25 protein-coding genes are annotated in these 26,047 nt (G+C 70.2%); 10 read left to right on the plus strand and 15 right to left on the minus strand.

Annotated features, from left to right (window positions below; all coding sequences use genetic code 11):
* Positions 1-256: 256 nt before the first annotated feature.
* The 8 genes from ACWD6R_RS23415 to ACWD6R_RS23450 all read right to left on the minus strand — a co-directional run bounded on the left by ACWD6R_RS23415 (position 257) and on the right by ACWD6R_RS23450 (position 10,389).
* Complete coding sequence (locus tag ACWD6R_RS23415; RefSeq protein WP_451820481.1) at positions 257-2,002, minus strand: DUF3492 domain-containing protein; 1,746 nt, start codon at positions 2,000-2,002, stop codon at positions 257-259.
* A gap of 191 nt (positions 2,003-2,193) precedes the next feature.
* Positions 2,194-3,888 (minus strand): dipeptide ABC transporter ATP-binding protein, encoded by a 1,695-nt coding sequence (locus ACWD6R_RS23420; protein WP_451820482.1) that lies wholly within the window; start codon positions 3,886-3,888, stop codon positions 2,194-2,196.
* Entirely contained in the window at positions 3,885-4,874 is a 990-nt protein-coding gene (locus tag ACWD6R_RS23425; protein ID WP_451820483.1) for an ABC transporter permease, read from the minus strand. Before ACWD6R_RS23425 ends, ACWD6R_RS23420 begins: the two co-directional genes overlap by 4 nt.
* Complete coding sequence (locus ACWD6R_RS23430) at positions 4,871-5,857, minus strand: ABC transporter permease (protein ID WP_451820484.1); 987 nt, start codon at positions 5,855-5,857, stop codon at positions 4,871-4,873. The genes ACWD6R_RS23425 and ACWD6R_RS23430 overlap by 4 nt, the downstream gene beginning before the upstream one ends.
* Positions 5,858-5,859: 2 nt before the next feature.
* The gene (locus tag ACWD6R_RS23435; protein WP_451820485.1) at positions 5,860-7,584 is read right to left on the minus strand and encodes an ABC transporter substrate-binding protein; all 1,725 of its coding nucleotides are present in this window, start codon (positions 7,582-7,584) and stop codon (positions 5,860-5,862) included.
* Positions 7,585-7,816: 232 nt separating this feature from the next.
* Positions 7,817-7,912 (minus strand): Ms4533A family Cys-rich leader peptide, encoded by a 96-nt coding sequence (locus ACWD6R_RS23440; RefSeq protein WP_406421901.1) that lies wholly within the window; start codon positions 7,910-7,912, stop codon positions 7,817-7,819.
* A 156-nt stretch (positions 7,913-8,068) separates the two neighbouring features.
* Entirely contained in the window at positions 8,069-9,439 is a 1,371-nt protein-coding gene (locus ACWD6R_RS23445; RefSeq protein WP_451820486.1) for a DUF3152 domain-containing protein, read from the minus strand.
* Entirely contained in the window at positions 9,424-10,389 is a 966-nt protein-coding gene (locus tag ACWD6R_RS23450; protein WP_451820487.1) for an alpha/beta fold hydrolase, read from the minus strand. The genes ACWD6R_RS23445 and ACWD6R_RS23450 overlap by 16 nt, the downstream gene beginning before the upstream one ends.
* Before the next feature lie 110 nt (positions 10,390-10,499).
* On the opposite strand from ACWD6R_RS23450, the gene ACWD6R_RS23455 reads away from it, so the two are divergent.
* The 4 genes from ACWD6R_RS23455 (at position 10,500) to ACWD6R_RS23470 (ending at position 12,405) form a co-directional block, all read left to right on the plus strand.
* Positions 10,500-10,715 (plus strand): hypothetical protein, encoded by a 216-nt coding sequence (locus ACWD6R_RS23455; protein ID WP_393301885.1) that lies wholly within the window; start codon positions 10,500-10,502, stop codon positions 10,713-10,715.
* Between the two features lie 169 nt (positions 10,716-10,884).
* Positions 10,885-11,526: a TetR/AcrR family transcriptional regulator gene (locus ACWD6R_RS23460; RefSeq protein ID WP_030915445.1), complete on the plus strand. Its 642-nt coding sequence runs from the start codon at positions 10,885-10,887 to the stop codon at positions 11,524-11,526.
* A 148-nt stretch (positions 11,527-11,674) separates the two neighbouring features.
* Entirely contained in the window at positions 11,675-11,902 is a 228-nt protein-coding gene (locus ACWD6R_RS23465) for a DUF3107 domain-containing protein (RefSeq protein ID WP_277328233.1), read from the plus strand.
* Between the two features lie 233 nt (positions 11,903-12,135).
* A complete protein-coding gene (locus ACWD6R_RS23470) occupies positions 12,136-12,405 on the plus strand; it encodes a hypothetical protein (protein ID WP_451820488.1) in 270 nt (89 codons plus the stop codon).
* 19 nt (positions 12,406-12,424) lie between these two features.
* Here the strand turns inward: ACWD6R_RS23470 and ACWD6R_RS23475 are convergent, their stop codons facing one another.
* On the minus strand, positions 12,425-13,159 hold the full coding sequence (locus ACWD6R_RS23475) for a ferritin-like fold-containing protein (RefSeq protein ID WP_451820489.1): 735 nt from the start codon (positions 13,157-13,159) through the stop codon (positions 12,425-12,427).
* A gap of 475 nt (positions 13,160-13,634) precedes the next feature.
* On the opposite strand from ACWD6R_RS23475, the gene ACWD6R_RS23480 reads away from it, so the two are divergent.
* Positions 13,635-15,482, plus strand: a complete 1,848-nt coding sequence (locus ACWD6R_RS23480; protein ID WP_451820490.1) for a DEAD/DEAH box helicase — start codon at positions 13,635-13,637, stop codon at positions 15,480-15,482.
* A gap of 322 nt (positions 15,483-15,804) precedes the next feature.
* Complete coding sequence (locus ACWD6R_RS23485; RefSeq protein ID WP_451820491.1) at positions 15,805-16,644, plus strand: alpha/beta fold hydrolase; 840 nt, start codon at positions 15,805-15,807, stop codon at positions 16,642-16,644.
* A gap of 172 nt (positions 16,645-16,816) precedes the next feature.
* Here the strand turns inward: ACWD6R_RS23485 and ACWD6R_RS23490 are convergent, their stop codons facing one another.
* The gene (locus ACWD6R_RS23490; RefSeq protein ID WP_451820492.1) at positions 16,817-17,704 is read right to left on the minus strand and encodes an NYN domain-containing protein; all 888 of its coding nucleotides are present in this window, start codon (positions 17,702-17,704) and stop codon (positions 16,817-16,819) included.
* A 210-nt stretch (positions 17,705-17,914) separates the two neighbouring features.
* Here ACWD6R_RS23490 and ACWD6R_RS23495 point away from each other — a divergent pair, with 210 nt between their 5' ends.
* A complete protein-coding gene (locus ACWD6R_RS23495; RefSeq protein WP_167747282.1) occupies positions 17,915-18,067 on the plus strand; it encodes a hypothetical protein in 153 nt (50 codons plus the stop codon).
* Between the two features lie 78 nt (positions 18,068-18,145).
* On the opposite strand, the gene ACWD6R_RS23500 is transcribed toward ACWD6R_RS23495, so the two are convergent.
* From ACWD6R_RS23500 to ACWD6R_RS23510, 3 genes are all read right to left on the minus strand, one after another.
* Positions 18,146-18,751: a MarC family protein gene (locus ACWD6R_RS23500; RefSeq protein ID WP_393301871.1), complete on the minus strand. Its 606-nt coding sequence runs from the start codon at positions 18,749-18,751 to the stop codon at positions 18,146-18,148.
* A gap of 113 nt (positions 18,752-18,864) precedes the next feature.
* Positions 18,865-19,731 carry a PHP domain-containing protein gene (locus ACWD6R_RS23505; RefSeq protein WP_451820493.1) on the minus strand — a complete coding sequence of 289 codons (867 nt, stop codon included), beginning with the start codon at positions 19,729-19,731 and terminating at the stop codon, positions 18,865-18,867.
* Positions 19,732-19,838: 107 nt separating this feature from the next.
* Positions 19,839-20,483 (minus strand): DUF6758 family protein, encoded by a 645-nt coding sequence (locus tag ACWD6R_RS23510; RefSeq protein WP_451820494.1) that lies wholly within the window; start codon positions 20,481-20,483, stop codon positions 19,839-19,841.
* A gap of 157 nt (positions 20,484-20,640) precedes the next feature.
* Here ACWD6R_RS23510 and ACWD6R_RS23515 point away from each other — a divergent pair, with 157 nt between their 5' ends.
* Positions 20,641-21,873, plus strand: a complete 1,233-nt coding sequence (locus tag ACWD6R_RS23515; RefSeq protein WP_451820495.1) for an MFS transporter — start codon at positions 20,641-20,643, stop codon at positions 21,871-21,873.
* A 444-nt stretch (positions 21,874-22,317) separates the two neighbouring features.
* On the opposite strand, the gene ACWD6R_RS23520 is transcribed toward ACWD6R_RS23515, so the two are convergent.
* Positions 22,318-22,947, minus strand: a complete 630-nt coding sequence (locus ACWD6R_RS23520) for a suppressor of fused domain protein (RefSeq protein ID WP_451820496.1) — start codon at positions 22,945-22,947, stop codon at positions 22,318-22,320.
* Positions 22,948-23,356: 409 nt separating this feature from the next.
* Here ACWD6R_RS23520 and ACWD6R_RS23525 point away from each other — a divergent pair, with 409 nt between their 5' ends.
* Positions 23,357-24,472 carry a magnesium and cobalt transport protein CorA gene (locus ACWD6R_RS23525; protein ID WP_451820497.1) on the plus strand — a complete coding sequence of 372 codons (1,116 nt, stop codon included), beginning with the start codon at positions 23,357-23,359 and terminating at the stop codon, positions 24,470-24,472.
* A gap of 13 nt (positions 24,473-24,485) precedes the next feature.
* Complete coding sequence (locus ACWD6R_RS23530) at positions 24,486-25,004, plus strand: hypothetical protein (RefSeq protein WP_451820498.1); 519 nt, start codon at positions 24,486-24,488, stop codon at positions 25,002-25,004.
* Positions 25,005-25,173: 169 nt separating this feature from the next.
* Here the strand turns inward: ACWD6R_RS23530 and ACWD6R_RS23535 are convergent, their stop codons facing one another.
* A complete protein-coding gene (locus ACWD6R_RS23535; protein WP_451820499.1) occupies positions 25,174-25,938 on the minus strand; it encodes a hypothetical protein in 765 nt (254 codons plus the stop codon).
* Positions 25,939-26,047 lie beyond the last annotated feature (109 nt).

Consider the following 26,047-nt stretch of genomic DNA (forward strand, 5'->3'; position numbering starts at 1 on the left):
CAGCGCCACCGGTCGCAGCGGTCCCACCCCCGCGAGGCCCGGCATCGCCCCCGTCCCGGGCCGCTCCCAGGCCGGGGCGGAAATCTCCGTGACCCGGGGTTCGGAGACCCGGACTTCCGAGCGGGGGTTCCAGCTTCTGTCGGTCGTCGGGGTGCCGGGGACGTCGAGCGCCTCGGTCGGGCGGCCGCCCATGGGAAATCCTCCGTGATCCATGCCGAGTCCGCCGGACCGGCTCGTCCTTCTGTCCGTCTGCTGCTCACACATCGCGGTCCGCCGTCCCGCGCGCACCCGCGCACACGCCCTCGATGGCCCAGCTCGGGGTGTGCGCGGGAACCGTCCAGCTGCCCAGGACCTGGGCCTCGGGCGGAGTCGCGAACGGGCGCGGGGCGCCGTCCGCCTCCCTGCGCACCGGGGAGCGGGAGATCAGCTCCAGGTAAATGTCGCGAAATGCCGCGAGGTTCTGTTCGACGGTGAAGAGTTCGAGCGCGCGGGCGCGCGCCGCCGCGCCAAGACGTGCACGGCGCTCGGGGTCGCGCAGCAGCGTGATGCACGCGTCGGCGAGCGCCCGGGGGTTGCGCGGGGGCACCACAAGACCCGTACCGCCGATGACTTCGACGACCGCGCCGACATCCGTCGACACCGTGGCCCGTCCGCAGAACATCGCCTCGACCAGACTGATCGGGAAGCCCTCGACGACGCTGGAGAGGACGACGATCCCGCCCGCCGCGTACGCCTCGGCAAGGTCCGCGACCTCGGCGCCGCCGATGTCCTCGAAGGAGACCGGGTTGTCACCGACGGCATGTGCGTCGGCGGCCTCGTCCGGGAAGAGCTGGGCGGCGAGTGCCCTGCAGTGCGCGAGGTACGTGGCGCCTTCCGCGCCCGGCGCCGGCGCGCCGACGATCCGCAGCCGGGCGTCCGGTTCGGCCTTCCGTACTTCTGCGAAGGCGTGCAGCAGTGCGATCAGGTCCTTGGACGGCTCGATCCGGCCGACCCAGACCAGGGTGTCGGGACCGCCTTCGTCGTTGCTCTCCCCCAGGGCTGCGAAGCGGGCCGCCTCCATGCCGGGGTAGACCGTGCGCAGCTTGGCGCGGTCGGCGCCGCACCGTTCCTGCCAGCGGCGTGCGTGCGTATTGCCGGGGGTGATGAGGGCGGCCTGCCGGTACACCTCGGTGGCGAGCCGTCCGTGGAACGCGGCAAGCAGGGCGCGTACCGGTGCACCCAGGGGTGTGCCTGTCGCTGAGAGGTAGTGGGCCCGCAACTGCACGCCGTGCTCGGTGACCAGCAGCGGAACGCCGAAGAAGCGTTTGGCCAGCAGCCCGGGCAGGGCCGCTGCCCCGCCGGACGCCGCGTGGCAGAGGTCGACCGCACCGAGGCTCTCCTCGTCGTACCAGTCGAGGGAGAGCGGGCGCAGGACGCGGTCCAGTTCCGCGGCGAGGGCGAGGAGGTCGGGGACGGTCGCGGCCTGGACGGTCCGCCCGGTGCCCGGGGCGCGGCAGGCTGCTTCCAGTACGCGCACAGCGGTCTCGGAGCGGAGCGCCGCGGGAAGTCCGCCGTGTTCGCGGGCCAGTTCGGCGAGTCCGTACAGCCCGTCGGTGAACTGTGTGCCGGCGGCGCCGGCCGTGGATCCGCCACCGCCGGCCTCCGCGGTCGCTTCCACCGTGCAGATCGACGTGGCGAGCGCCGTGAAGTGCGACGTGAACCGGCGCCGTTCGCGCCGTCCGTACGACCGCCCGCCCCCTCCGGTCACCAGTCGGGCGAGCAGCCCCTTGGGGGCACGGCCGCCCAGGATGTCCTCGTCGGTCATCCACAGCGGCGCCGTCCGTACCCGGCTGACCTGGGGCGGAAGCTGTACCCAGCCCTGCGCCTCCTGCTCGGCGGAGCGGCTGAGCGCGTAGAGGTCGAACTCGTGCTGCGTCAGCCCGCGCACCAGACGGTCGCACCAGAGTCTGGACTCACCAGTCGCATACGGATAACCACCGTCGGTGAGGAGTCCGATCCGCACGAGCGCACCCCCGATCTTCCTTAGTGGGCGGCCGCCGTTGGTTTGGCGACTCGCAGCGGGACGACCGTAAGCGGATACGCCGGTGGCGCGACGGACGGTTGTCCGTCGCGCCACCGAAAGGGGTGAACCGTCGTAACTTTCCCGTCCCCGTAGCGTTCTGTCGCGCTATAAGGATGCTCGGTTACGCAGGGTCAGGCTGTGGCCAACTCCTTGCGGGCCGCCCGGCGCACCGTCGCGAGCGCCGGATCGAGCGCGGGTACGGCGGCGAGAAGCTGCTTGGTGTACGGATCCTGCGGTGCCCCGTAGACCTCGTCGACGCTGCCCTGTTCTACGATCCGGCCCTGCCGCATCACCGCGACCCGGTCGCTGACCTGCCGGACGACGGCGAGGTCATGCGCGATGAAGACCAGCCCGAGCCCCAGTTCCCGCTGGAGTTCGGCGAGGAGTGCGGTGACCTGCGCCTGGGTGGTGACATCGAGCGCGGAGACCGGTTCGTCGCAGACGATCACCTTGGGGTCGGCGGCGAGTGCGCGGGCGATACCGACGCGCTGGCGCTGCCCGCCGCTGAATTCGTGCGGGTAGCGGTCGTACCGGTCGGGGTCGAGCCCGACGCGTTCCAGCAGTTCCCGGACACGACTCCGGATCCTGGTGTCGTCGAGCACGCCCGCGGCGCGCAGCGGATCGGCGACGGATTCGCCGATCGAGCGGCGCGGGTTGAGCGAGGCGACGGGGTCCTGGAAGACCATCTGGAGCTCGCGCCGGTACGGCCGCAGTGCTTTGTCGGACAGGGAGCCGATCTCCGCACCCCCGTAGTGGAGCCGGCCCCCGGTCGGGTCGAGGAGGCGTACGAGCATCCGGCCGAGCGTCGTCTTGCCGCTGCCGCTCTCGCCGACGATGCCGAGTGTCTCGCCGCGGTGGACGGTGAGCGATACGCCGTCCACCGCGGTGACCCGGTTGCGGCCCTGCCCGAATTCGCGTCGCAGATCGACGGCTTCGAGCAGCGGCTCGCCCGCCTGCGCCACGCGAGGCACGGCACCTTCGGGCCTCGGCCCGCCCGCGTCCGCGACACGAGCCGCCGGCACCTGCACCGGTTCCGGGCGCTTCGTGTCCACCCGCGGTACGGCGGCCAGCAGTTCGCGTGTGTACGGCTGCCGCGGCGCGCCGAGCACCTCGGCGACCGGCCCGCGCTCCACCTCCCGGCCCGACTGCATGACCAGCACCTCGTCGACGCTCTCCGCGGCGACGCCCACATCGTGGGTGACCAGCAGCAGTCCCATGCCGGTCTCCCGGCGCAGGGTGTGCAGCAGGTCCAGGATCTGGGCCTGGACGGTGACGTCCAGCGCGGTCGTCGGCTCGTCGGCGATCAGCAGCTGCGGCTCGCAGGCGAGCGCCATCGCGATGAGGGCGCGCTGCCGCATCCCGCCGGAGAACTCGTGCGGCCGGGACCGGGAACGCCGTGCCGCGTCGGGGATGCCGACCTGGTCGAGGACCTCCACGGCCCGCGCCCGCGCCGCCCGCCGTGAGGCGCGCGTGTGGACCCGGTACACCTCGGCGATCTGGTCGCCGACCACGTAGTAGGGGTCCAGGGACGACAGCGGGTCCTGGAAGACCATCGCGGCCTTCGCCCCGCGCAGCGCCCGCAGTTCCGCGTCGTCCGCCGCCTGTACATCCACGCCCGCGACCCGGATCGAGCCGCCGACGGTGGCGCCTGTCCCCCGGTGCAGTCCGAGCAGGGCGTACGCCGACGCGCTCTTGCCGGAGCCGGACTCACCGACGACACCGAGCGCGGCGCCCGCCTCCAGCGTGAAGGAGAGTCCGTCCACGGCCCGGACGCCTGCCGCGCTGTCGAAGGAGATCGTCAGATCGGAGACCTCGACGAGGCTCATGACAGCACCACCCGACGGTCGGCCATCGCCTGCAGGATGTCCGCGACGGCATTGGCAAGGACGACGAAGAAGCCGGTGACGAGCACCAGGCCGACGACGACCGGAATGTCGACGTTCTTCACGGCGACGACGAGTTCACGTCCGACGCCGGGGATGTTGAACAGCGATTCGGTGAGGACGGCGCCGCCGAACATCGAGCCGATGTCCAGTGCGCCGAGCGCGATCACGGGGCCGAGTGCGCCGCGCAGCGCATGCCGCCCGACGAGTCCCCGCTCGCTCACCCCGTATGCGCGGAAGGTGCGCACATGGTCCTCCGCGAGGGTCTCCAGCATGGACGACCGGGTCATCCGGGCGTACGGAGCGGCGGAGACCAGCGCCAGCGAGACCCAGGGCAGCAGCAGGTTCCAGGCCCACTGCTCCGGGTTCTCGGTGAGCGGTACGTAGTCGGGGAACGGCAGCATTTGAAGCGCCGAGCAGAACACGATGATCAGCAGCAGACCGATGACGAAAACCGGCGTGGCCATGCCGGCCAGGGTCAGTCCGGTGAGGATCCGCTCGGTCGCACGGCCGCGCCGCCACACCGAGAGCAGTCCGGTGCCGACGCCGAGCAGGATCCACAGCACGAAGGCGCCGATGGCGAGCGAGGCGGTGGCCGGGAGCTTGGTGAGGATCATCTGGGTGACCTGCTGGTCGTCCTGGTAGGAGCGGCCGAGGCAGGGGGCCTGGCAGTGCAGGATCCCGGTGCCGGTCGAGTAGTCGCGGCCGACGAAGATCCCCTGGAGGAAGTGCGCGTACTGCAGGTACAGCGGGTCGCCGAGCCGGAGCTGGTCGCTGACCTGCGCCACCTGGGCGGGTGAGCAGCGCGGCCCGCAGGCGATCTGTGCGACGTTGCCCGGGGCGACGTAGAACGCGGCGTAGACGACGACGCTGAGGGCGAGGAGCACGAACAGCGCCCCGCCGAGACGCCGCAGCAGGAACCGGGTCATGCTCCGGCCTCCTTCTTGCGTCCGGTGCCGATCCGCAGCCGCGAGGCGACGCGCGGGTCGAGTGCGTTGCGTACGCCCTCGCCGAGGACGGTCAGCGCCAGCACGGTGATGAAGATGAGCAGGGCGGGGATCAGCAGATAGGTGGGCGCCGCCTGGTACCAGGTGTCGGCGTCGCTGAGCATCTGTCCCCAGGACGGCGTAGGCGGCTTGATGCCGACGCCGAGGAAGGACAGCGCCGCTTCGACGACGATGTTGCCGGGGAAGAGCAGCACGGCGTACGTGATGACGGGTGCCGCGAGCGCGGGCAGCAGTTCGCGCCGGGCGATCCGCAGGCCGCCCCAGCCGCTGAGCCGGGCGGCGGCCACGTGGTCGAGCGACTTCAGTGCGAGGGTCTGGGCGCGCACGATCTTGGAGATGCCGGACCAGCCGACCAGCCCGACGATCGCGGCGATCAGCACCGGGCGCGGGAAGCCGGCGGGGACGACGGCGAGCGCGCCGAGCGCGATCACCATGACGGGCAGGGCGACGACGATGTCGGTGACGCGGCTGAGCGCCTGGTCGACGAACCGGTTGCCGAGTCCGGCGGCGAGACCGACGACCACGCCGATGATCACCTGGAACAGGGTCGCGGCCAAGGCGACGCCGAGCGAGACCCGCGCCCCGTACACGACGCGGGCGAAGAGATCGCGGCCGGTGAGCGGTTCGACGCCGAGCCAGTGCTCGGCGCTGATGCCGCCGAACGATCCCAGCGGTACGCCGCCGGTGGCGGAGTCGACGAGGTTCGCGTGGTACGTGGTGGGGTCCTGACCCTCGATGCCCGCCAGCAGCGGCGCGGCGAGCGCGACCAGGACCAGCAGGGCGACGACGACGGCCGCCACGACGGCGGAGCGCCGCGCGCGCAGCCGCCGGCGGAACGAGGAGGCCCCGGAGACGGGGGCCGCCGCAGCGGCCCCCGTCTCCTTGACCAGCAGTGCTTCGGCCATGGCTACTTGACCGCGACCTGCGAGATGTCGAGCACGCCGGTCCAGTCGCTGATGACGACGTTCTTGACGGCCTCGCCGTACAGGCGCTTGTAGACCGGGTGGAACAGCGGCACGGTCACCGCCTGGTCACCGATCTTCTTGTCGAGTGCGCCCCAGCGCTTCGCGGCCGCGCTCAGGTCGGTCAGCTTGTTGATCTCGTCGACCTCCTTGTTGACGGAGGCGTCGTCGAGCTGGGAGGCGTTGAAGTTGTACCCGTTCTTGACGATCTGGCGTCCGTCGAAGATCGGTGCGAGGAACGGGCCGCCGGACGGCCAGTCGGCGCCCCAGCCGGTGAGGAAGAAGCCGGGCTCGCTCTTCACGTTGTAGATCTTGTCCGAGTAGGCGTTGCCCTCCAGGCCCTCCAGCTGGACCGTGATCCCGGCCTTCTTCAGCGCCTCCTGGACGGCGGTGGCGATCTCCGGGCTGGTGGCGAAGTTCTTCTCGTTGGAGTGCGTGAGGGTGATGGTCAGGCCCTTGGCGTAACCGGCCTCCTTCAGCAGCTCCTTGGCCTTGGTGGCGTTGCCCGACTTGCCGGCCGGGAAGGCGTCGTACGCGCTGTAGCCGAAGGACGCCTGGTCCGGAAGGAAGGTGGTGGCGGGCTCGGCGAGCGAGGAGCCGCCGGCCGCGTTGATGACCGAGGTGCGGTCGATGGCGTACGAGATCGCCTGGCGCACCTTCGGGTTGTCGAACGGCTTCACCTTCGGGTTGAAGGCGATGTAGTTCGTGTAGCCGAAGTGGCCGGTGCCGACACGGGCGGCGAGCTTCTTGTCGCCGGTGACCTTGGCGAGCTCGGCCGGCCCGAGGTTGGTGTCGGTGGTGACGGCGGCGGCGTCCGCGCCCCGGGAGGCGGAGAGCCGCTGGTTGATGACGGCGGAGTCGAGTCCGGAGCGTACGTCGATCCGGTCCGGGTACGCCTTGCGCTCCTCGTCGGTGGCGGCCGACCAGAACGTGTTGCGCTCCAGGACGAGGCGCTCGCCGTCGCCCTCGTTCTCGACGACCTTGTACGGACCCGAGGAGATCGGGTGGTTCTCGTACTTCGCGCCGTTGTCCTTGGCCTTCGGCACCGGGGTCGTCTGGGTCTGCGTCGCCAGGTAGGGGAACTCGCCCTCCGGCTTGTTGAGGTGGAAGACGATCGTCTTCGCGTCGGGCGTCTCGATCGAGGCGAGGCCCTTCTTGTCCTTGTACGGGCCCTGGTAGTCGGCGCCGCCGATCAGCCAGTCGCGCAGGTAGGGCGCACCGCCGGAGAGTTCGGCAGCGAAGGAGCGCTCGATGCCGTACTTGATGTCGGCGCTCGTGATCGCGGTGCCGTCCTCGTACTTCAGGCCGCCCTTGAGCGTGTACGTCCAGACGGTGGCGTTCTTGCTGGGCGTGCCCAGGTCGGTCGCCAGGTCGGGCACGACCTTCGCGCCGGCCGCGCCGTCTTCCCGGTTGCGGGTGGTCAGCGTACGGAAGACCAGGGACGGGACGTTTCCGCCGCCGGAGGTGTAGAGCCGCGCGGGGTCGAAGTCCTCCTGCGGGTTGCTGTTGAGGACGGTGAGCGTGCCGCCCTTGGCGGGCTTGCCCGCAGCGCCGGAGTTGCCGTCGCTGCCCTTGCTGTCCTGGGGCCCGCACGCGGCGGCGCCCGAACCCACGACGAGAACCACGACGGCCGCTGCCACGCGGCGCGATATGACGGACGGTTGACGCATCGGAAGATGACCTCTCGGAGTACTGCTGACGGAAGAAGGCTGAACGAGGATCCGTGCAGGCAGCAGCGAGGGTGCGGGGTGAGACAAACGGTCAAGGATCAGGATGAACCGGACCAGGACCCCAAAACTGCCGCGCCTGCGGACGGAGTGCGCCCGGTGCGGCAGTCGGGAAGAGCCGTTCCCTGCGAGACAGGGCTCGGGGAAAGGGAGTCGACGCGCGCTCAGGCAGGCGTCAGCAACAGTGAATGTCGGCGACGCTGTGCCCGGTCACACCGATGAGCGCCAGCTCTATGGCGGCGCGTTCGAAGGTGACGGGGTTGCGTGACATGCCGAGAAATATGCGCGACGGCACCCTTGATGTCAACGCAGAATGAGACAGCTGTCCCACATGCTGGACACCCTTACCAAGGGCCGGACGCTCGGCCCGATCGCGGGCATCGGCCGGGAGGCAGCCGGCGGGGGCCGACGGGCGGTCCGGCCGGACTCAACTGCTCGGATACACCCAGGCGTTGGGCCGGCACTTGATTCCGTCGATATCGAGGGACTTGGTCTGCTGCTGCATCACGGGAGCCAGGGCGCCCGGCGTGCGGCAGCTCACATGATTGCGACCCAGCCGGTGGCCGACCTCGTGGTTGATCAGCATCTGACGGTAGGAGAAGAGCTTCTTCGGGCCGAACGTCGACGATCCCTGCGCCCAGCGATAGGCGTTGATCATCACGCGCTCGGTCGCCGCCGAATCGCACGAGACATTGTCTTCGGTCGTATCGAGACCCGACTTCCCGCACCAGTCACCGGTGGTTCCCGGGCTGGCCAGAGTGATCACGAAATCCGGATCGCCCGAGGAGATCCGCTCGAAAGTCATAGCGCCGTCGTGTGCCCAACTACGGTCGTCGTTAAGGGTTCTCTGGACCGCCTCGGCAAAAAGTCCGGCGTCGAGACCGAGACCTTTCTCGACATCGATCCGATAGCGATACTTATGCCCCTGGCCCGGAGCCTTCGCCGTTCCCGGGACCGTCTCGAAGCGTCCGGAACCCTTGAGTTCCGGAGCGAGCGGATAGGCCATGGCCATCTTCTGTCCGTACGAAAGAGGCGCGACCGCCACCGCTTTCGGCGCCTGCCGGTCGTCCGAGCGGGAGGAGCTGTCCTCGCCACTGTCCCGGTCGACGCCCGCCCCGGGTGCGGCCATGCCGACCCGCCCGCTGCCGTCATGCGCGACCTGACCGGCCACGACCACCGCCAGCACGGTGGTCACGGCGGCGGCCGCGACACCGGTGAGGGTGCGCCCCTTGCTGCTCTTGGTGACCGGCGGGGCATCGGCGTCGCCGGGAGGCGGCTGCTCGTCCCCGTCGCCGACCGAGGTGAACGGGTCGACCGGCGGGGCCGGTGGGGCGGACGGAGAACGAGGGGCGGGTGGCGCGGGCGGTGCGTCGAAGGCGTCGACGAACTCCCGTCGCGGACCCGGTATCAGCGACCGCGTACCGGCCGCAGGCTGCCGGTCCGGCCGGGCCATGGGCCGAGGCATCTGCGGCGTCCCGGGCCGCAGACCCGGGCCGCCCGCCCGCCCCGGAGCCTGCCGGTCGCCGAACACCGGCTGCGGTCCGGTCCCCCAGCCACCGCCCGGCTCGCGCTGCTCGGGATGGCCGCCACGCACCTGCGGGACCCCCTGGAACGGAGTGTGCCCGTCCGTGCCGGGCGGTGCTCCGGCCACCCTCCTGCGCCGTCCGCTGCCGGGCTCCGCCCGGATCGCCTCACGAGCGCCACCCCGGTCCGCCGCGGCGGCATCGATATCTCGCTCGCTGACTTGGGGCCCTTTTCGGCTGTGTCGTCCCACGCCCCGGATCAGCTCCCGCCGCATTCGTCGAGCAGTTCCCGGAACGCCTGGGCGACCGCTTCCGGGTACTCCATCATCGCCACGTGCCCGGCATCGGGCAGTGTCAGCAGCCGCGAATCGCGGAAGGCCGCGGACGCTCTGCGTGCCATCCGGTACGAGACAAGCTGGTCCCGTCCGCCGTACACGAGCTGGGTCGGCGCGAGCACACGCTCGGCCTGGCGCCACAGTCCGTGCTGCCCGCCCAACGTGTACGCATCGACGATGCCACGCGCCGAGCGCGCCATCGCATCCCAGAAGTACGGCAGTTCCAGCCGTCGCTCCATTTCGGCCACCGCTTCGCGGAAGCCGGCTTCGGAGACGCGCGCCGGATCGCCGTAACAGAGTGCCATGACTCCGCGCGTCCGTTGTTCCGCCGTCATGTCCTTGGTCATCCTGGAGAACAGGGATGCGACCCCCGGAACGGCGAGCAGTCCGGTCGGTACGGCGGGCCACTGCACCCGGATCTCGGGCAGCGCCGGCGAGATGAGGGTGAGCGTCCGCACCAGGTCGGGGCGGACGGCCGCGACCCGGGTGGCCACCGCGCCGCCGAGCGAATTGCCAAAAAGATGGACGGGGCCGCGCTCCCCCGCGTCCAGGAGCCGGATCACCGCGCGGGCGTGCCCGGTGACCGAATAGTTGCCGTCGTCCGGCGGCGGGGAGTCCCCGAAGCCGGGCAGGTCGACCGCCTCGCCGTCCACCACGTCCTGGAGCAGCGGCATCAGCGCCGACCAGTTCTGCGAGGAGCCGCCGAGCCCGTGCACGTAGAGCGCGGGCGGCAGCCCGGTCCGCTCCGGCGGCCGGGTGCGGACGTTCAGCGCCAGGCCGGGGAGCGCGACGGAGCGCAGCTCCTCCCCCTCGGCGACCCGGACGGTGCCCACCGTGGGGGCCGCCGCTGCAGCGGCGGCTCGGACTCCCGGCAGCTCGGTCGAAGACATGCGGCAATGTTACGAGACGATCACGCCGTGGTTCATGTGTTCGCCGTCACAGATCGCATAGCGCCGTGCCGGGGTAGCTCCTACGCTCGAAGCTAAGGAAGGGAGTCACCATGACGGTCGACCCCAGCGACCCGGAGACCTTCGAGAGAATTCAGCCGGACGAGCCGGACCCGGAGGCACCCGAGGCTGACGCGGCCGAGCAACAGGCCGATCTCCAGCCGAAGAGCGACGATCCGCTCACGGACATCGACCGGGACACCGCAAATGAGGCGGATGCGGCGGAGCAGGCGCGCGTCGTCGCGGAGGACGAGGACGATTACCGCTGATACGCCCCGCTTTGCCGTGCAGGTCGACGAATCTGTGGCTACCGCAGCCGTCCGGTCCGTGAAATTCTGCGTCCGCGCCGCGCGCACCCGGGTTACTCAAAAGTACGATGGCTGTACGGCGCAGCGTGCAGAAAAAAAGCTGTGTTCGATCACAATTTTGGGAGGCGGCGTGACAGCCATCGAGCAGACAGAGGCGGCGCGCCCGCGGGGCACTCGCCTGCCTCGCCGCGCCCGACGCAACCAGCTGCTGGGCGCCGCGCAGGAGGTCTTCGTCGCGCAGGGTTACCACTCCGCCGCGATGGACGACATCGCCGAGCGGGCCGGCGTCAGCAAGCCGGTGCTCTACCAGCACTTCCCGGGCAAGCTGGAGCTCTATCTGGCTCTGCTCGACCAGCACTGCGAATCGCTGCTGCAGGCGGTCCGTACCGCGCTGGCGTCGACGACGGACAACAAGCTCCGTGTCGCCGCGACGATGGACGCCTATTTCGCGTACGTCGAGGACGAGGGCGGCGCCTTCCGGCTGGTCTTCGAGTCGGACCTGACGAACGAGCCGGCGGTACGGGAACGGGTCGACCGGGTCTCGCTGCAGTGCGCGGAGGCGATCTCCGACGTCATCGCGGGGGACACGGGGCTCTCCAAGGACGAGTCGATGCTGCTCGCGGTCGGTCTGGGCGGCGTGTCCCAGGTCGTCGCCCGGTACTGGCTGTCCAGCCAGTCGGCGATCCCGCGCGACACGGCGGTACAGCTCCTCACCTCGCTGGCCTGGCGTGGCATCGCCGGGTTCCCTCTGCACGGCATCGATCAGCACTGACGTCCGGTCGGTGCTCCTCCGTATCCGCGGTACGTGTTCGCTGCGGGCGTTGCCTGCCGACCTCTGACAGCTCCGCTCACCGGGCTAATGTGTGGTGCGTACGGCGCGGCTCACGCGCAAGAGGACTGACCGTCGGAGGGACATAGCCGTGGAGGTCAAGATCGGCGTGCAGCACGCACCCCGGGAGATCGTTCTGGAGAGCGGGCTTTCCGCCGAGGAGGTCGAGAGCGCGGTCGCCGAGGCTCTCACCGGCAAGACGCAGCTGCTCAGCCTCACGGACGACAAGGGCCGCAAGGTCCTGGTGCCGGCCGACCGGGTCGCCTATGTGGAGATCGGCGAGCCGAGCACGCGGCGGGTGGGGTTCGGCGCGCTGTAGGGACAGAGGCGCAGCAGTTCGAAGCGGCCCGGAGGGGTATATCCCCTCCGGGCCGCTTCTGCGTTCTGCCGCTGCTCAGTGCCGGTTTCCGCTGTGCGGCACCTGTGCGGAACCTGTCCCAGGAGGGTTGCGTTCCGCAGCCCACGGGTAGTACGGCCTACGACCGATTTGCCCTCCCCCATCGCTCTGGAAGCATGGGAGATACCCCTCCGCAACCCGCGAGGTGATCGTCTGTGATCTGGGAATCCCTCGGCTCCGTCGTGCTCGGACTCGCCCTCTCCTGGGCGGCGCTCCGCTCGCTGCCCGGCCGGCTCCCGTCCCGCCGTGCCGTCTACGCCACCGGTGCTCTGGGTGCCCTGTTCGGCGCGTATCTGATGCACTCGGTGCTGGGACCAGGGCACGTCCTGCCCACCCTGATCGGCGCGGTGCTGATCGGCGCGGTGACGCTCTCGCTGCTGATCCGCCCGCGCAGCCGCCGCCTGAGTCGATCAGCGGCGGCCTGAGGGGGCCGTCGGCGGTCTGTCAGGCAGCCAGTCCGAGCGCGGCCATCCGCTTGGTGTGCGCCTCGGTGATCCGCGAGAACATCCGGCCGACCTCGGCCAGGTCGAACCCGTCCGCCACGCCGCCCACCAGCATCGTCGACAGCGCGTCGCGGTCGGCAACCACCCGCTGGGCCTGGGAGAGCGCCTCACCCATAAGCCGCCGGGCCCACAGCGCGAGCCGGCCGCCGACCCGCGGGTCGGCCTCGATCGCGGCACGCACCTTCTCGACGGCGAAGTTGCCGTGGCCCGTGTCGTCCAGCACGGCGAGGACGAGCGAGCGGGTGTCCGAGTCGAGGCGGGCGGCGACCTCACGGTAGAAGTCACTGGCGATCGAGTCGCCGACGTACGCCTTGACCAGACCCTCCAGCCAGTCCGACGGGGCGGTCTGGCGGTGGAAGTCGTCGAGCGCCTTGGCGAACGGCTCCATGGCCCCGGTCGGCTCGGCCTCGATCGCGGTCAGCCGGTCCGTCAACCGCTCGAAGTGATGGAATTCGGCGGACGCCATCTTTGCCAGCTCCGCCTTGTCGGCCAGCGTCGGCGCGAGTTTTGCGTCCTCGGCGAGCCGCTCGAAGGCCGCCAGCTCCCCGTACGCGAGTGCTCCCAGCAGATCCACGACCGCGGCACGGTACTGCGGCTCAGCGGATGCGGTGGCCCAGTCCTGGGCGGCGATTCCGGTGGGTGCGGGGGCTTCAGTGGCGTTGTCAGGCGTCTCCATGAACGGCAGAATAGCCCGCCCGTCGAAGGATGGAAGGGCCTGGTCAGCCGGTGACATCACACCGTTCCGACGAATTCGCCCAACACACATGCGCGAATCCGGGGTACAGTGGTATTGCGGCTACTGAGTATTTTGGATGTACTCGTGGCGCGAAATTGAATGAGGATGCCCGGTCGGTGGCCCGATCGGCTCCGACCCGACAGCCCTCCACGCGGGGCGTACGCCACGTACGACCGCAGATGAGGGGCCCCCTCAGCGGCACGAGCGCTCGAGCGACGGCAGTGGTCCCGCGCCACCCGGCCCATCCACGGCCGGATGACCAACCCCGGCACGGTACGACCCCCAGCGTTCGCCTCGGACCGCGTCTCACAGAAGAGGCAGCACCCTGACTACGTTCCGAGACCTCGGGATTCTTCCCGAGACGGCCGAGGCCCTTGAGGCCGTCGGCATTGTGTCCCCCTTTCCCATCCAGGAGATGACGCTCCCCGTCGCACTCTCCGGCTCCGACGTGATCGGACAGGCCAAGACCGGTACCGGCAAGACGCTCGGTTTCGGTCTTCCGCTGCTGGAGCGCGTCACCGTCCCCGCGGACGTCGAGGCGGGCCGGGCCAAGCCCGAGCAGCTGACCGAGGCGCCGCAGGCGCTGGTCGTCGTCCCCACGCGTGAGCTCTGCCAGCAGGTCACCAATGACCTGCTGACCGCCGGCAAGGTACGTAACGTCCGCGTTCTCGCGATCTACGGCGGCCGTGCGTACGAGCCGCAGGTCGAGGCCCTGAAGAAGGGCGTCGACGTGATCGTCGGCACCCCGGGCCGCCTGCTCGACCTGGCCGGCCAGCGCAAGCTCGACCTGTCGCACGTGCGTGCCCTCGTCCTCGACGAGGCCGACGAGATGCTCGACCTGGGCTTCCTGCCCGACGTCGAGCGAATCATCACCATGCTGCCGCCGACCCGCCAGACGATGCTGTTCTCGGCGACCATGCCGGGTGCGGTCATCGGCCTCGCGCGGCGCTACATGTCGCAGCCGACGCACATCCGCGCCACCTCGCCCGACGACGAGGGCGCGACCGTCGCCAACATCTCGCAGCACGTCTTCCGTGCCCACTCCATGGACAAGCCGGAGATGGTCTCGCGGATACTGCAGGCCAACGGACGTGGGCTGGTGATGATCTTCTGCCGCACCAAGCGGACGGCCGCCGACATCGCCGAGCAGCTGGAGAAGCGCGGTTTCGCGTCCGGCGCGGTCCATGGCGACCTCGGCCAGGGCGCCCGTGAGCAGGCGCTGCGCGCCTTCCGCAACGGCAAGGTGGACGTGCTCGTCTGCACCGATGTCGCGGCCCGCGGTATCGACGTCGAGGGCGTCACGCACGTCATCAACTACCAGTCGCCGGAGGACGAGAAGACCTACCTCCACCGCATCGGCCGGACCGGCCGTGCGGGCGCCAAGGGCATCGCGATCACGCTGGTCGACTGGGACGACATCCCGCGCTGGCAGCTGATCAACAAGGCGCTGGACCTGAAGTTCCCCGACCCGGTCGAGACGTACTCCACGTCGCCGCACCTCTTCGAGGAGCTCGACATCCCGGCCGGCACCAAGGGTGTCCTGCCGCGCACCGAGCGGACCCGTGCGGGTCTGCGGGCCGAGGAGATCGAGGACCTGGGCGAGACGGGCGGCCGCGGCCGCAAGTCGTCCGCGCCGTCGGCTCCTGCCGCACGGGAGGAGCGGGCGCCGCGTACGCCGCGTCAGCGTCGTCGCACGCGGGGCGGATCCGAGTTCGCGGACGGCGCCGCTGCCGCGGTGCCGGCGCCGGCCACGGAGCCCGTGCAGGCTGCGGTGGCCGCGTCTGCCGCTGACGCCCCGGTGGAGCCGCGTACGCCGCGCCGCCGTCGCCGTACGCGGGTCGCGGTCCCGGATGTCGCGGCCGAGGCCGCGGTGGCCCTGGCAGAGGCTCCGGCCGTCGTCGGGTCGTCGGCCGTCGTCGAGGCGGAGGCCGAGGCCAAGCCGCGTCGCCGTCGGGCCCGCACCGTCACCAAGCCTGCGGACGAGGTCGACTTCCAGATCGCGCCCATGACCGAGCCGGTGGTGGAGGCGAAGACGGTGACGAAGCCGCGGCGCCGCGCCCGGATCGTCGCCAAGCCGGCCGAGGACGAGGTCGACTTCCAGATCGCGCCGATCGCCGAGCCCGAGCCGGACAGGCCGCGTCGACGGACGCGGGCCGTCGCGAAGCCGAAGGCGGAGACCGTGGTGGAGGTTCCGGTCGCGGAGGGCGAGGCCAAGCCGCGGAGGCGGCGGGCGCCGCGCACTGCGGCCAGGACCGAGGGCTGAGCACACGCCGATGGTCGTTCGGGGCTCCGCCCCGGACCCCGCTCCTCGACTGCCGGAGGGGCTTGATCGTGCGGGACGGGCTTGAGGACATCCTCAGGCCCGTCCGGCGTTTGAGGACGCAGTCGGCCCGTCCGGTGGGTGAGCACATCCGGCCTGCCCCGCGGTAGGGAGTGGGCTCCCGACGCCCTGCGACTCCGCTTGCGGCGTCGTCGTCAGTCACCGACGCTCCGCGTCGACTCCGTCCTCCGCCTTGCCATCGAAGCCGCACGACGCCACTCGCTGATCCACTCCCTACCGCGAGGGAGGCCGATAGCCTCGTGTCATGAGTCGGCCGCCCACCTTCACCCCGCCCCCCTGCACCCGCGCCCACGCGCTGCCCACCGCGCGCGGGGCCTTCGCCGTGCTGGATGCCTCGCCGCCCGCCCATCCGCGCGGCACCGCCCTTCTGCTGCCCGGATACACGGGCAGCAAGGAGGACTTCATCGCGCTCCTCGAACCGCTCTCCGCCGCCGGCTACCGCATCGTCGCCGCCGACGGGCGCGGGCAGTACGAGACTGATGGAACGGACCATCAGGAAGCCTACGTACAAAGCGAGTTGGCTCGCGACGTGCTCGCGCAGGCCGATGCGCTCGGCGGCTCCGTACATCTTCTCGGGCACTCGCTCGGCGGGCAGATCGCCCGCGCCGCCGTGCTGCTCGACGCCTCACCGTTCCGTTCGCTGACGCTGATGTCCTCCGGCCCCGCCCAGGTGGTCGAGGCCCAGCAGCTCAAGGTGAAGATGCTCAGCGACGCGCTCGCGACGCTGAGCATGGCCGAGGTGTGGGACGCGATGCGCGCCCTCGACCCGCCCGAGGACGCGGCGGCAGCGGACGGCGAGGGGCTGCGCCGGCGTTGGCTGCGCCACCGCCCCGCCCAGCTGATCGCCACCGGGCAGCAGCTGGCGACCGAGCCGGACCGGGTGGCCGAACTCGCCGCCGTACCGCTGCCCGTCCATGTGCTCTCCGGCGAGCGCGACGACACCTGGCCGGTGCCGTTGCTCGACGAGATGGCGCAGCGGCTCGGCGCGCACCGCAGCCGGATCGCAGGCGCCGAGCACTCCCCCAACACGGACCGCCCGGAGCAGACCGCTGCCGCGCTGGCCGCCTTCTGGGACGGCGTGTAGCTCAGACCGGCCGGCAATGGGGGGCGGCGTCACGGGGCCGGGGCACGCACCTCGCGGCGTTGTCGTCAATCACCATGGCTCCACCATGGCTCCACCATGGCTCAATCCTCCGCCTTGCGATGCACGCACCCCAGCCCCGCTCCTTCACCCACCCCCCAATAGCCGGCCGGTCTCAGTACTGCGCCTGCAGGTGCTGCCAGAAGCCGTCGCGCAGCGCCCGGCGCAGATGGGCGTGGCCGCGCAGCGAGTGCTGGAGCAGCCGTTCGGCCTCGACCAGCAGGTCCTGGTCCACGGAGCCCGGCAGGTAGGGGTGTCCGGGCAGCAGGTCGGCGAGGGCGTCGCGGCCGCGGGCGGAGAGCCAGGCGGCGGCGATCTGCGCGCCGACGAAGCGGACGTCCTCGCGGGAGGGGGCCGGAGTGTCGTCCTCGTACGTGGTGACGGGGCGTCTGGTGACGTACGGGCGGCAGAAGTCCAGGTCGAAGGTGCGCTGGCTGTCGACCTCCCAGAGCAGCGGTTCGGCCTGGTTGCGCCCCTCGCCCGCCTCGATGCCCCAGAGGTGGACCCGGGCCCCGTAGCCCTGCGCCGCCTCGACCGCGGACACCAGGTCCTCGTCACCGCCGACGAGCGCCGCGTCGCTGATCGCGCGGTGCCGGGCGAGGGATTCGAGGTCGGTGCGGATGAGTGAGTCGACGCCCTTCTGCTGGTTGTTGGCGTTGAGGTTGCCGAGTCTGACCTTGACGTCCGGAAGTTCGGCGATGGACTGCTGCTCGACCGTGTGGATCCGGCGCCTGGCCCCGTCGTACCAGTACACGCGCAGAAGTCTGCTGTCCGCGAAGATGGTGCGGGCCTTGTCGATGAAGGCCTCGATCAGCCCTTCCGCGTCGAGATCGAAGGAGCGCCGGTCCTCCGTGCCGGTGACGAGCAGCCCGGCCGCGGCGTACACATAGCCCGCGTCCACGAAGATCGCGTGGGTCGAGGGGGTTTTGGACACCTCGGCGAGCATGCGCTGGAGCAGCTCGTTGGTGCGGTCCAGGCGTTCGCCGATCTCCGCCTCGTTCATGCGGACCTCATTGCCCGCGCACGGCCGATTTCCCGCTGATACTTAGACATCCAAAAAATTTCCTTAGCGTAGGGAATGTTTGCCGGTGGCAAGCCGTTGTACACCTTGTGGAGCGCGGGACGCCGATGTCCGACGCTCCACATCCTTGCGGACGGATCACCCGTCCTCCCAGTAGTTCTCCAGCAGGAGGATCAGACGAAGGGAAGCCATATGCGCTTCGAGATCATGCGACTCGACGATGTCGACGGTACCGCCGTGGACAGCACCGTCGTGGACGCCGCCTCCGTCAACCGGATCGTGCAGCAGGCCGCCTCGATAGGCCAGCGCATCTATATCCGCCCGGCCGAGAACTCGGCTTCGTAACGCCTCACCGACGTACAAAGACGAAGCGCCCCCGCACGGACGGTCCGTGGCGGGGGCGCTGTGGTGTCCGGGGCCGCGTCAGGAGTTCTGGATGACCTGAGTGACCCCGTTGATGATCTGCTGAACGGCGATGGCCGAGAGCATCATTCCCGCGAGCCTCGTCACCAGGACGACGCCGCCGTCCTTGATCACGCGGATGATCAGCAGCGAGTAGCGCATGGTCAGCCAGAGCACGAGGTGCATGGCGACGATCGCCGTCCAGACCGAGAGCTGACTCCCGAAGCTGTCGGCGTGCTGCACCGCAAGGATCACCGAGACGATCGCGCCGGGGCCGGCGAGCAGCGGCATGCCCAGCGGTACGAGCGCGACGTTGACGTCCTTCGTCTGCGTCGGTTCGTCGGTCTTGCCGGTCAGCAGATCGAGTGCGATCAGCAGCAGGAGCAGCCCGCCCGCGATCATCAGGGCGGGGACGGAGACATGCAGATAGTCGAGGATCTGCTGACCGAGCACACCGAAGACGGCAATCACGCCGAAGGCGACGGCAACCGCCTGGAGCGCCATCCTGCGCTGCATCTTGGCGGGCCGGCCGGCGGTGAGGGCGAGGAAGATCGGGGTGATTCCGGGTGGATCCATAATCACAAAAAGCGTGAGAAATAGGGATCCGAAGACAGCAACGTCGAACACAGTGAGGCCTTGCGAGAAGAGAGCGGGTCGAGACGGGACGTTCACAGCCCGCAGCCGTGAGCGGCCGGGCGTGCGAGAAGAGGTGAGGAGGGACGAGATGCGCGGACAGGCGCTTACGCGTTGCGGGGCCCGCCGGCGCCCGGCACCGGGAAGGCTCCCGTGGCACGCCGGGTGATCTCGCCGTAGATCTCCGGGTCGGTGGTGTACTCGCCGAGCTGTACGGTCTTCCGGCTGCCGTGGTAGTCGCTGGAGCCGGTGGCCAACAGCCCCAGTTCCTTGGCGAGCCCGCGCAGCCGGGCCCTGGTCGGCTCGTCGTGGTCCATGTGGTCGACCTCGATGCCGTCGAGGCCCGCGGCGGCGAGCCGCGCGATGGCCGCCTCGGGCACCACTTCGCCGCGCTTGACGGCGAGCGGGTGGGCGAAGACGGTGACGCCACCGGCGGCCCTGACCAGCCGGATCGCGTCGAACGGGTCGAGCTCGTGCTTCCGTGCGTACGCGCGTCCGCCGTCCGCGAGCCACTCGGGCGTGAAGGCGTCGGAGACCGTCTCGACGACGCCGAGCTCGACGAGCGCGGTGGCGATGTGCGGCCTGCCGACCGAGCCGTCCCCCGCGATCCGTGCGACCTGCTGCCACTCGACCGGGACGCCGAGCTCCTGGAGCTTGCGGACCATGGTCTGCGCGCGCGGCACCCGGTCGTCCCGTACCAGCTCGCGTTCGCGTGCCAGTTCCGGCTCGTCGGGGTCGAAGAGGTACGCGAGCATGTGCAGCCCCACACCGTCGACCCGGCAGGAGAGCTCGGCGCCGGTGACGAGGGTGAGGCCCTCGGGGAGCGCGGCGATCGCCTCGGCGTGGCCGCGGGCGGTGTCGTGGTCGGTGAGGGCGACGACATCGAGGCCCGCGGCGGCGGCGTTCCGCACCAGCTCCGCGGGGCTGTCCGTGCCGTCCGAGGCGGTGGAGTGGGTGTGCAGGTCGATGCGCACGACGCGTACTCCAGTGCTCGCAGCCGGACAGGGGGACCGCCCAAGGATAACCGGCATTCGAACAGCGCCCGGCCGGTCACGACAGCGCCCGGGCGCGCGTCCGGCGATCAGGGCCGGTCGAGCAGCCGTGGTGTGAGCGCCCCGCACGGCACGAGTTCTGCCTCCGCCCCGGCCTCGCGCAGATCGGTCAGTATCAGTTCGTCGTACATCAGCAGCCCGGACTGCTCGGGCCAGACGATCGCCCAGAGCCAGAGCCCGCGCGCCTCACCGGCGAAGACCGCCCGGTCCTCGGGGGCGCCCTTGACGTGCCAGAGCGAGGTGGGGCGTCCGGCGGCGAGCACCTTGGCGTCGGGAGGTCCGTCGACACTGAGGTACGGGCCGGGGTCGGGGCCGTCGATCCCGGCGTAGCGCGCACCGAGTCCGACCCCCAGCTCCTCGGCGACGAGCAGCAGCTCGCCCATACCGCCGAGTGGACCAGGGCCCGAGCAGGCGACGACGGTGGCGCGGCCGCCGCTGCGGTCGTCGCCCGCGTACGAGACACCGGTGAACAGCCAGCCGACGGGCAGCGGCCAGGGCATCCACACCGGCACCCGGGCGCGGGCCACCACCACCCCCAGCGCCTCGACGCTGGGCGGGATCACCGGCTGCAGCGGATACACGGCGCCATGCACCGCGCACTGCCAGGTGTCGGCGAAAAGACCGGGCGCCCTGACCCGGCCTCCGCACTTCGGGCAACTGGGTTCGCCCCTCATAGCGACCAACGGTCCTCCCCGGCTGTCGCCGCGTCAAGGACGATCACCCGTCCGCAGCGTGGCCCCCATCAGGGAAATTAGATGTAATTTGCATTCATTAGCTTCTCTAACTTATTCTGTGCAATACGCATCGATCTAATGGAGAGCGAGAAGACCCATGCAGGGAGAGGATCCGTTCGACCAAGGAGCGGGCAGCATCCTGCGCCAGCCGAAGGCCGTCTGGGCCACCGCGGGCGCCTCTGTTGTCGCGTTCATGGGAATCGGGCTGGTGGACCCGATTCTGCCGTCCATCGCCAAGGGGCTCGAGGCGACGCCCAGCCAGGTGTCCCTGCTCTTCACCTCGTACTTCCTGATCACCGCGGTCGCGATGCTCGTCACCGGCTTCGTCTCCAGCCGGATCGGCGGCCGCAAGACCCTCCTGACCGGTCTCGCGCTCGTCGTCGTCTTCGCCGCACTCTCCGGCACCTCGTCGTCCGTCGCGGAACTCGTCGGGTTCCGGGCCGGCTGGGGACTCGGCAACGCGCTCTTCGTCTCGACCGCGCTCGCCGTGATCGTCGGCGCGGCGGCCGGCGGCAGCTCGGCGGCGATCCTGCTGTACGAGTCGGCGCTCGGCCTCGGCATGGCGTGCGGGCCGCTGCTCGGCGCGCTGCTCGGCGACGCCAGCTGGCGCTACCCGTTCTTCGGCACCGCGGCCCTGATGGCGATCGGCTTCATCTGCATCACGGCGTTCCTGAAGGAACAGCCGAAGCCCGCCCGCAAGACCTCACTGCTCGACCCGGTCAAGGCGCTCGGCCACGGCGGCCTCGCCTCCGTCGCGACCTCGGCGTTCTTCTACAACTACGCGTTCTTCACGATCCTGGCGTTCACGCCGTTCGTGCTGAACATGACGCCGTACAAGTCCGGAGCGGTCTTCTTCGCCTGGGGTCTGCTGCTCGCGGTCTTCTCGGTGCTCGTCGCACCCCGGCTGCAGAAGCGCCTCGGCTCGCTCAAGGTGCTCGGCGCCTCACTGGTGCTGCTCGCCGCCGACCTGCTGATCCTCGGCTACGGCAACCACACCACGGCCATCGTCTGCACGATCGTCTCCGGCGCCTTCATCGGCATGAACAACACCGTCTACACGGAGCTGGCGCTCGGCGTCTCGGACGCGCCGCGCCCGGTGGCGAGCGCGGGTTACAACTTCGTCCGCTGGTTCGCCGCGGCAGCCGCCCCGTACCTCGCCCCGAAGATCGAGGAATGGAGCAACATCCACATCCCGTTCGTGGTCGCCGCGTTCGCGGCCGTCGTCGGCGCCGCCGTCGTCCGGGTCCGGCGCACGGCACTGACCCACGAGGCGGAGGAGCTGGAGCCGAAGCACGCCACCGAGGACGGTGTCACGGCCTTCGCCGACTGACCGCTGCGCGAACCCTGTTCCGCCCCGCCCGCGGCTCCCCCTCCTGGCCGCGCGGCGGGGCTTCCCCCATGCCCGTATGGCGTTCGTCTCAGAGCCTGTCGGGCGACCTTCGATCGGAAAGCGGACACGGTCTGGTGCGTGCGATTCCAAGGCGCTGGAAGGTCCTCGGATGGGGTCTCCCCTGCTCGAACGAAGCTGAGAGCTTGGGGAAGGAGCTACTAGGGCATTTCGGCAACGCGGGAAGCGTGCGTGCCAGGGCGTGGCCGCCCGATCAGAGGTCACCCGACAGGCTCTCAGACCGACCGGCAATTGGGGGGCGGCGTCACGGGCCTGGGGGACTCACCTCGCGGCGTTGTCGTCAATCACCATGGCTCAATCCTCCGCCTTGCGATGCACGCACCCCAGCCCCGCTCCTTCACCCACCCCCCCAATTGCCGGTCGGTCTCAGTCCAAGGTCACGGAGGTACGCAGCGGATCCCGCAGATCCGTCCCGTGCGACAACCACCGCTCCTGGAGCTCCTGCGCCCCGCGGACCCGCTTCCACGCCGCCTCGTTGGGCGTCATCGGCAGCAGCGGCAGGAACCGCACCGGCTCCATCGGCCCGACCGTCTCCCCGCCCCCCACGGAGCCGCTGCGCGGCGCAGGCTCATTCAGTTCCAGGTCCTCGACCAGCCCGCCCGGCTCGGCGACCAGTACGGAGCTGAACGGCGCCCCGGGCCACAGCGGTTCACCCAGGTCCAGCGAGGCGCCGGGAGCCACGATCAACCCCTCGACCTGCGGGGAAGCCGCCAGCACGGCCAGTCCGCGGAGCACCTTGTCGGTGTCGGCGAGCCCGGCCCGCACGGAGAGGACGAGCTCGGCGCGCGGCCCCTTCACGGGGTCCGCGAGGGCCGCGGTCGGATCGGACATCGGCTGGGCGGACATGCCGAGCGTGGCGTAGCGCACCACATCGCCGTCGACGAAACGGAGCACCACGATCCGGTCCGTACCGAGAAACGTCACCGCGGCGCGCGCGTCCGGTTCACCGAGAGCCGTACGGAGCCGGGCCTCGACCAGAGCAAGAATTTCTTCCATGCCGCGAGCATAGGACGCGTATGGAATGGGCAAAGTAAGGGATTGGCCCGGAGTCGGCTGATAGTCTTGGCCGCTGGTCAGGACAGCACGCAGAAGCGTCGCTCTCAGTCCCGACAACACGTCATCCCCCACGGGGGACCGGCTGGAGGAGGTGGGGCTGCAATGGATCGAAGTCGATCGTGCAGTACCAACCGCTCTTCCGCCCCACACCCTTCTTCGGTGATCTGACGCCTCCCCCGTCAGGACCCAGGGCGTTGCGCACGACGGAAGAGCACTCCTTTTTTGCCTGTCTGTAGCGAACGCCGTCATCGCGCCGCCGCGGTGCCGCCCGCTTTGCGGATGTGAGCACACGTCCCCATTCCGGGCTGTTCCACGCGCCCGACGACGGCCCTCCGTGAAGGAGCCAGCCATGTCGATGATCCGCGACCTGCGCGCCGCCGTGCGCCCGTCCCTGCGCAAGACCAACGCCCTGCACAGCAGTTACGACACCACCCGTGACCCGTCCGCCTCCAGCGCGGTGGTCGACTGCGCGGTCTACCGCGACGGACGCCGCATGGAGAGCGCCGGCTGTCTGACCCCGCACGAGGCAATGCTTCGGGTGCGCGAGGACGGCGGCTTCGCCTGGATCGGCCTGCACGAGCCGACCGAGGAGGAATTCGCCGGGATCGCCCGGGAGTTCGGCCTCCACCCGCTCGCCGTCGAGGATGCCGTCCACGCCCACCAGCGGCCCAAGCTGGAGCGGTACGACGACACGCTCTTCACCGTCTTCAAGACCATCCACTACGTCGAGCACGCCGAGCTCACCGCGACCAGTGAGGTCGTCGAGACCGGTGAGGTGATGTGCTTCACCGGCCGGGACTTCGTCATCACCGTCCGGCACGGCGGACACGGCTCGCTGCGGGCGCTGCGCCACCGGCTGCAGAACGACCCGGAGCTGCTTGCCAAGGGACCTTCGGCGGTCCTGCACTCCATCGCCGACCATGTCGTCGACGGCTACATCGCCGTGGCCGGCGCCGTCCAGGACGACATCGACGAGGTGGAGATCGAGGTCTTCTCCACCCCCGCGAAGGGCAGCCCGCGCGGCTCTGACGCAAGCCGGATCTACCAGCTGAAGCGTGAGGTCCTGGAGTTCAAGCGGGCCGTCTCCCCGCTGCTGCGGCCGATGCAGCTGCTCAGCGAGCGGCCGATGCGGCTGGTCGATCCGGACATCCAGAAGTACTTCCGGGACGTCGCCGACCACCTGGCACGGGTGCACGAAGAGGTCATCGGCTTCGACGAACTGCTGAACTCGATCCTGCAGGCCAACCTGGCGCAGGCGACCGTCGCGCAGAACGAGGACATGCGCAAGATCACGTCCTGGGCGGCCATCATCGCCGTACCGACGATGATCTGCGGCGTCTACGGCATGAACTTCAAGCACATGCCGGAGCTGCGGTGGACGTACGGCTATCCGATGGTGATGGGCGTCATCGGGGTCGTCTGCTTCTCGATCCACCGCTCGCTCAAGCGCAACGGCTGGCTCTAATAGAGTTGACGGCATGACTGCTGCTGCCGCTGACTCGCTGCTCGGACCGGCCCTCGTCGAGGAGGCCACCAAGAAGTCCGGTCTGATCTGGGTACGGGGCACCGGGCCCGCACGGGCGCTGTGGCACGTATGGCACGAAGGCGCGGCCCATCTCGTCGGGGGCGGCCCCGGCGAGCAGCCGCTCCCGGCCGGTCTCGCCGACGGGTCCGCCGCAGAGGTGACCGTGCGCAGCAAGGACAAGGGCGGCCGGCTGATCGCCTGGACCGCCACCGTGACGGAGCTCGCACCGCACTCCGAGGAGTGGGAGGCGGCGGTCGCCGAACTCAAGGGCAAGCGGCTGAACGCGCCGGACGCCGAGCAGATGACCGAGCGCTGGGCACGCGAGTGCCGGGTGCTGCGGCTGACGCCCGGCGAGTTCCGTACGGAGCTGCCGGACACCTCGCACGCGGCGGCGCCGCTGCCGACCCGGGCGACCACCCGCCGCCCCGTCCCCGACGCCCTCCCGCGGTTGCTGCTGAAGCGCCGCCGCTGACGGCCTCCCCCGCGACAGGGAGTGGGCTCCCGACACCCTGCGACTCCGCTTGCGGCATTGTCGTCAGTCACCGACGCTCCGCGTCGACTCCGTCCTCCGCCGTGCCATCGAAGCCGCATGACGCCGCTCGCTGATCCACTCCCCATCGTGGGGGAGGCCGTCAGGGCTGTCACGAGGTCGACTTGGGGAGCTGCTGCCCGTAGTCGACGGTGTCGTCCTTGGCCGGGGCTTCCAGCGTGAAGTCCATGCCCCAGTCGGCGAGCGTGATGGTGCCCCCACCGCCGCCACGGGCGAACCGCAGCGGATACGGCGTGCCCTTCAGCGAGACGTCGAGCGCCCCGCCCTCACCCTTGCCGCCCAGGATCTGGATGGTGCGGACGGAGCCGACCTTGCCGCGGTCGCCCTTGTTGACCTTGCCGTGCAGCGTGAGCATGCCGTCGAGCAGGGTCTTCATGTCCGTGAAGCCGCGCAGCTGCTTGTACGTCGGGTCGTCCTGCGGGACCTTCACATACTTGTCCTGGAGCTTGTCCCCCGCCGCCGCACCGGAATGGCTGCTCTGTTTGTCCTTCTCCTCATGGCTCCAGAAGCCGGAGTCGGCCTTCAGATAGACCTGGTCACCGATCCGCAGCAGCTCGAACGTGCTGGTCTTCGAAGTGACGGAGCCCGTGCCGCCGTCCTCCTTGAGCCGCATGTTGAGCTTGTACGTGCCGCCCTTGCCGACCAGGGTCCCGGCCAGCCGCACCGCGTCCGCGGAGTCGGCTGCCGCCTGCGCCTTCTTCTCGATCAGGGCCGCCGAGAGTCTGCCGATGCCGTTGGTCCCCTTGTCCGGATCCTCGTCGCCGCACCCCGTCAGGGCTGCGGTCAGCCCCGCACAGAGCACGACGGCAAGAGCGGTCCGGCGGCGGGTCCGGACGGGCGGGACAAAAGAGGTCACTGGCGCACTGCCTCTCATCTGCATGTCGGGGGCTGGCAGACCGCAGCGTACCCGTGTCGCCTACGCCGTCCGGCGCAGAGCCGTACGGACTGCTCACCGGGCCGACCCC

This window comes from Streptomyces sp. NPDC005151 (genome assembly GCF_053599875.1).

Coding starts and splice junctions, on each gene's coding strand:
- ACWD6R_RS23430 (WP_451820484.1), bottom strand. CDS start 5,857: ATGGCCGAAGCACTGCTGGTCAAGGAGACGGGGGCCGCTGCGGCGGCC.
- ACWD6R_RS23445 (WP_451820486.1), bottom strand. CDS start 9,439: ATGCGGCGGGAGCTGATCCGGGGCGTGGGACGACACAGCCGAAAAGGG.
- ACWD6R_RS23485 (WP_451820491.1), top strand. CDS start 15,805: ATGAGTCGGCCGCCCACCTTCACCCCGCCCCCCTGCACCCGCGCCCAC.
- ACWD6R_RS23495 (WP_167747282.1), top strand. CDS start 17,915: ATGCGCTTCGAGATCATGCGACTCGACGATGTCGACGGTACCGCCGTG.
- ACWD6R_RS23480 (WP_451820490.1), top strand. CDS start 13,635: ATGACGCTCCCCGTCGCACTCTCCGGCTCCGACGTGATCGGACAGGCC.
- ACWD6R_RS23490 (WP_451820492.1), bottom strand. CDS start 17,704: ATGAACGAGGCGGAGATCGGCGAACGCCTGGACCGCACCAACGAGCTG.
- ACWD6R_RS23510 (WP_451820494.1), bottom strand. CDS start 20,483: ATGAGGGGCGAACCCAGTTGCCCGAAGTGCGGAGGCCGGGTCAGGGCG.
- ACWD6R_RS23530 (WP_451820498.1), top strand. CDS start 24,486: ATGACTGCTGCTGCCGCTGACTCGCTGCTCGGACCGGCCCTCGTCGAG.
- ACWD6R_RS23525 (WP_451820497.1), top strand. CDS start 23,357: ATGTCGATGATCCGCGACCTGCGCGCCGCCGTGCGCCCGTCCCTGCGC.
- ACWD6R_RS23515 (WP_451820495.1), top strand. CDS start 20,641: ATGCAGGGAGAGGATCCGTTCGACCAAGGAGCGGGCAGCATCCTGCGC.
- ACWD6R_RS23420 (WP_451820482.1), bottom strand. CDS start 3,888: ATGAGCCTCGTCGAGGTCTCCGATCTGACGATCTCCTTCGACAGCGCG.
- ACWD6R_RS23455 (WP_393301885.1), top strand. CDS start 10,500: ATGACGGTCGACCCCAGCGACCCGGAGACCTTCGAGAGAATTCAGCCG.
- ACWD6R_RS23475 (WP_451820489.1), bottom strand. CDS start 13,159: ATGGAGACGCCTGACAACGCCACTGAAGCCCCCGCACCCACCGGAATC.
- ACWD6R_RS23435 (WP_451820485.1), bottom strand. CDS start 7,584: ATGCGTCAACCGTCCGTCATATCGCGCCGCGTGGCAGCGGCCGTCGTG.
- ACWD6R_RS23450 (WP_451820487.1), bottom strand. CDS start 10,389: ATGTCTTCGACCGAGCTGCCGGGAGTCCGAGCCGCCGCTGCAGCGGCG.
- ACWD6R_RS23440 (WP_406421901.1), bottom strand. CDS start 7,912: ATGTCACGCAACCCCGTCACCTTCGAACGCGCCGCCATAGAGCTGGCG.
- ACWD6R_RS23425 (WP_451820483.1), bottom strand. CDS start 4,874: ATGACCCGGTTCCTGCTGCGGCGTCTCGGCGGGGCGCTGTTCGTGCTC.
- ACWD6R_RS23520 (WP_451820496.1), bottom strand. CDS start 22,947: ATGGAAGAAATTCTTGCTCTGGTCGAGGCCCGGCTCCGTACGGCTCTC.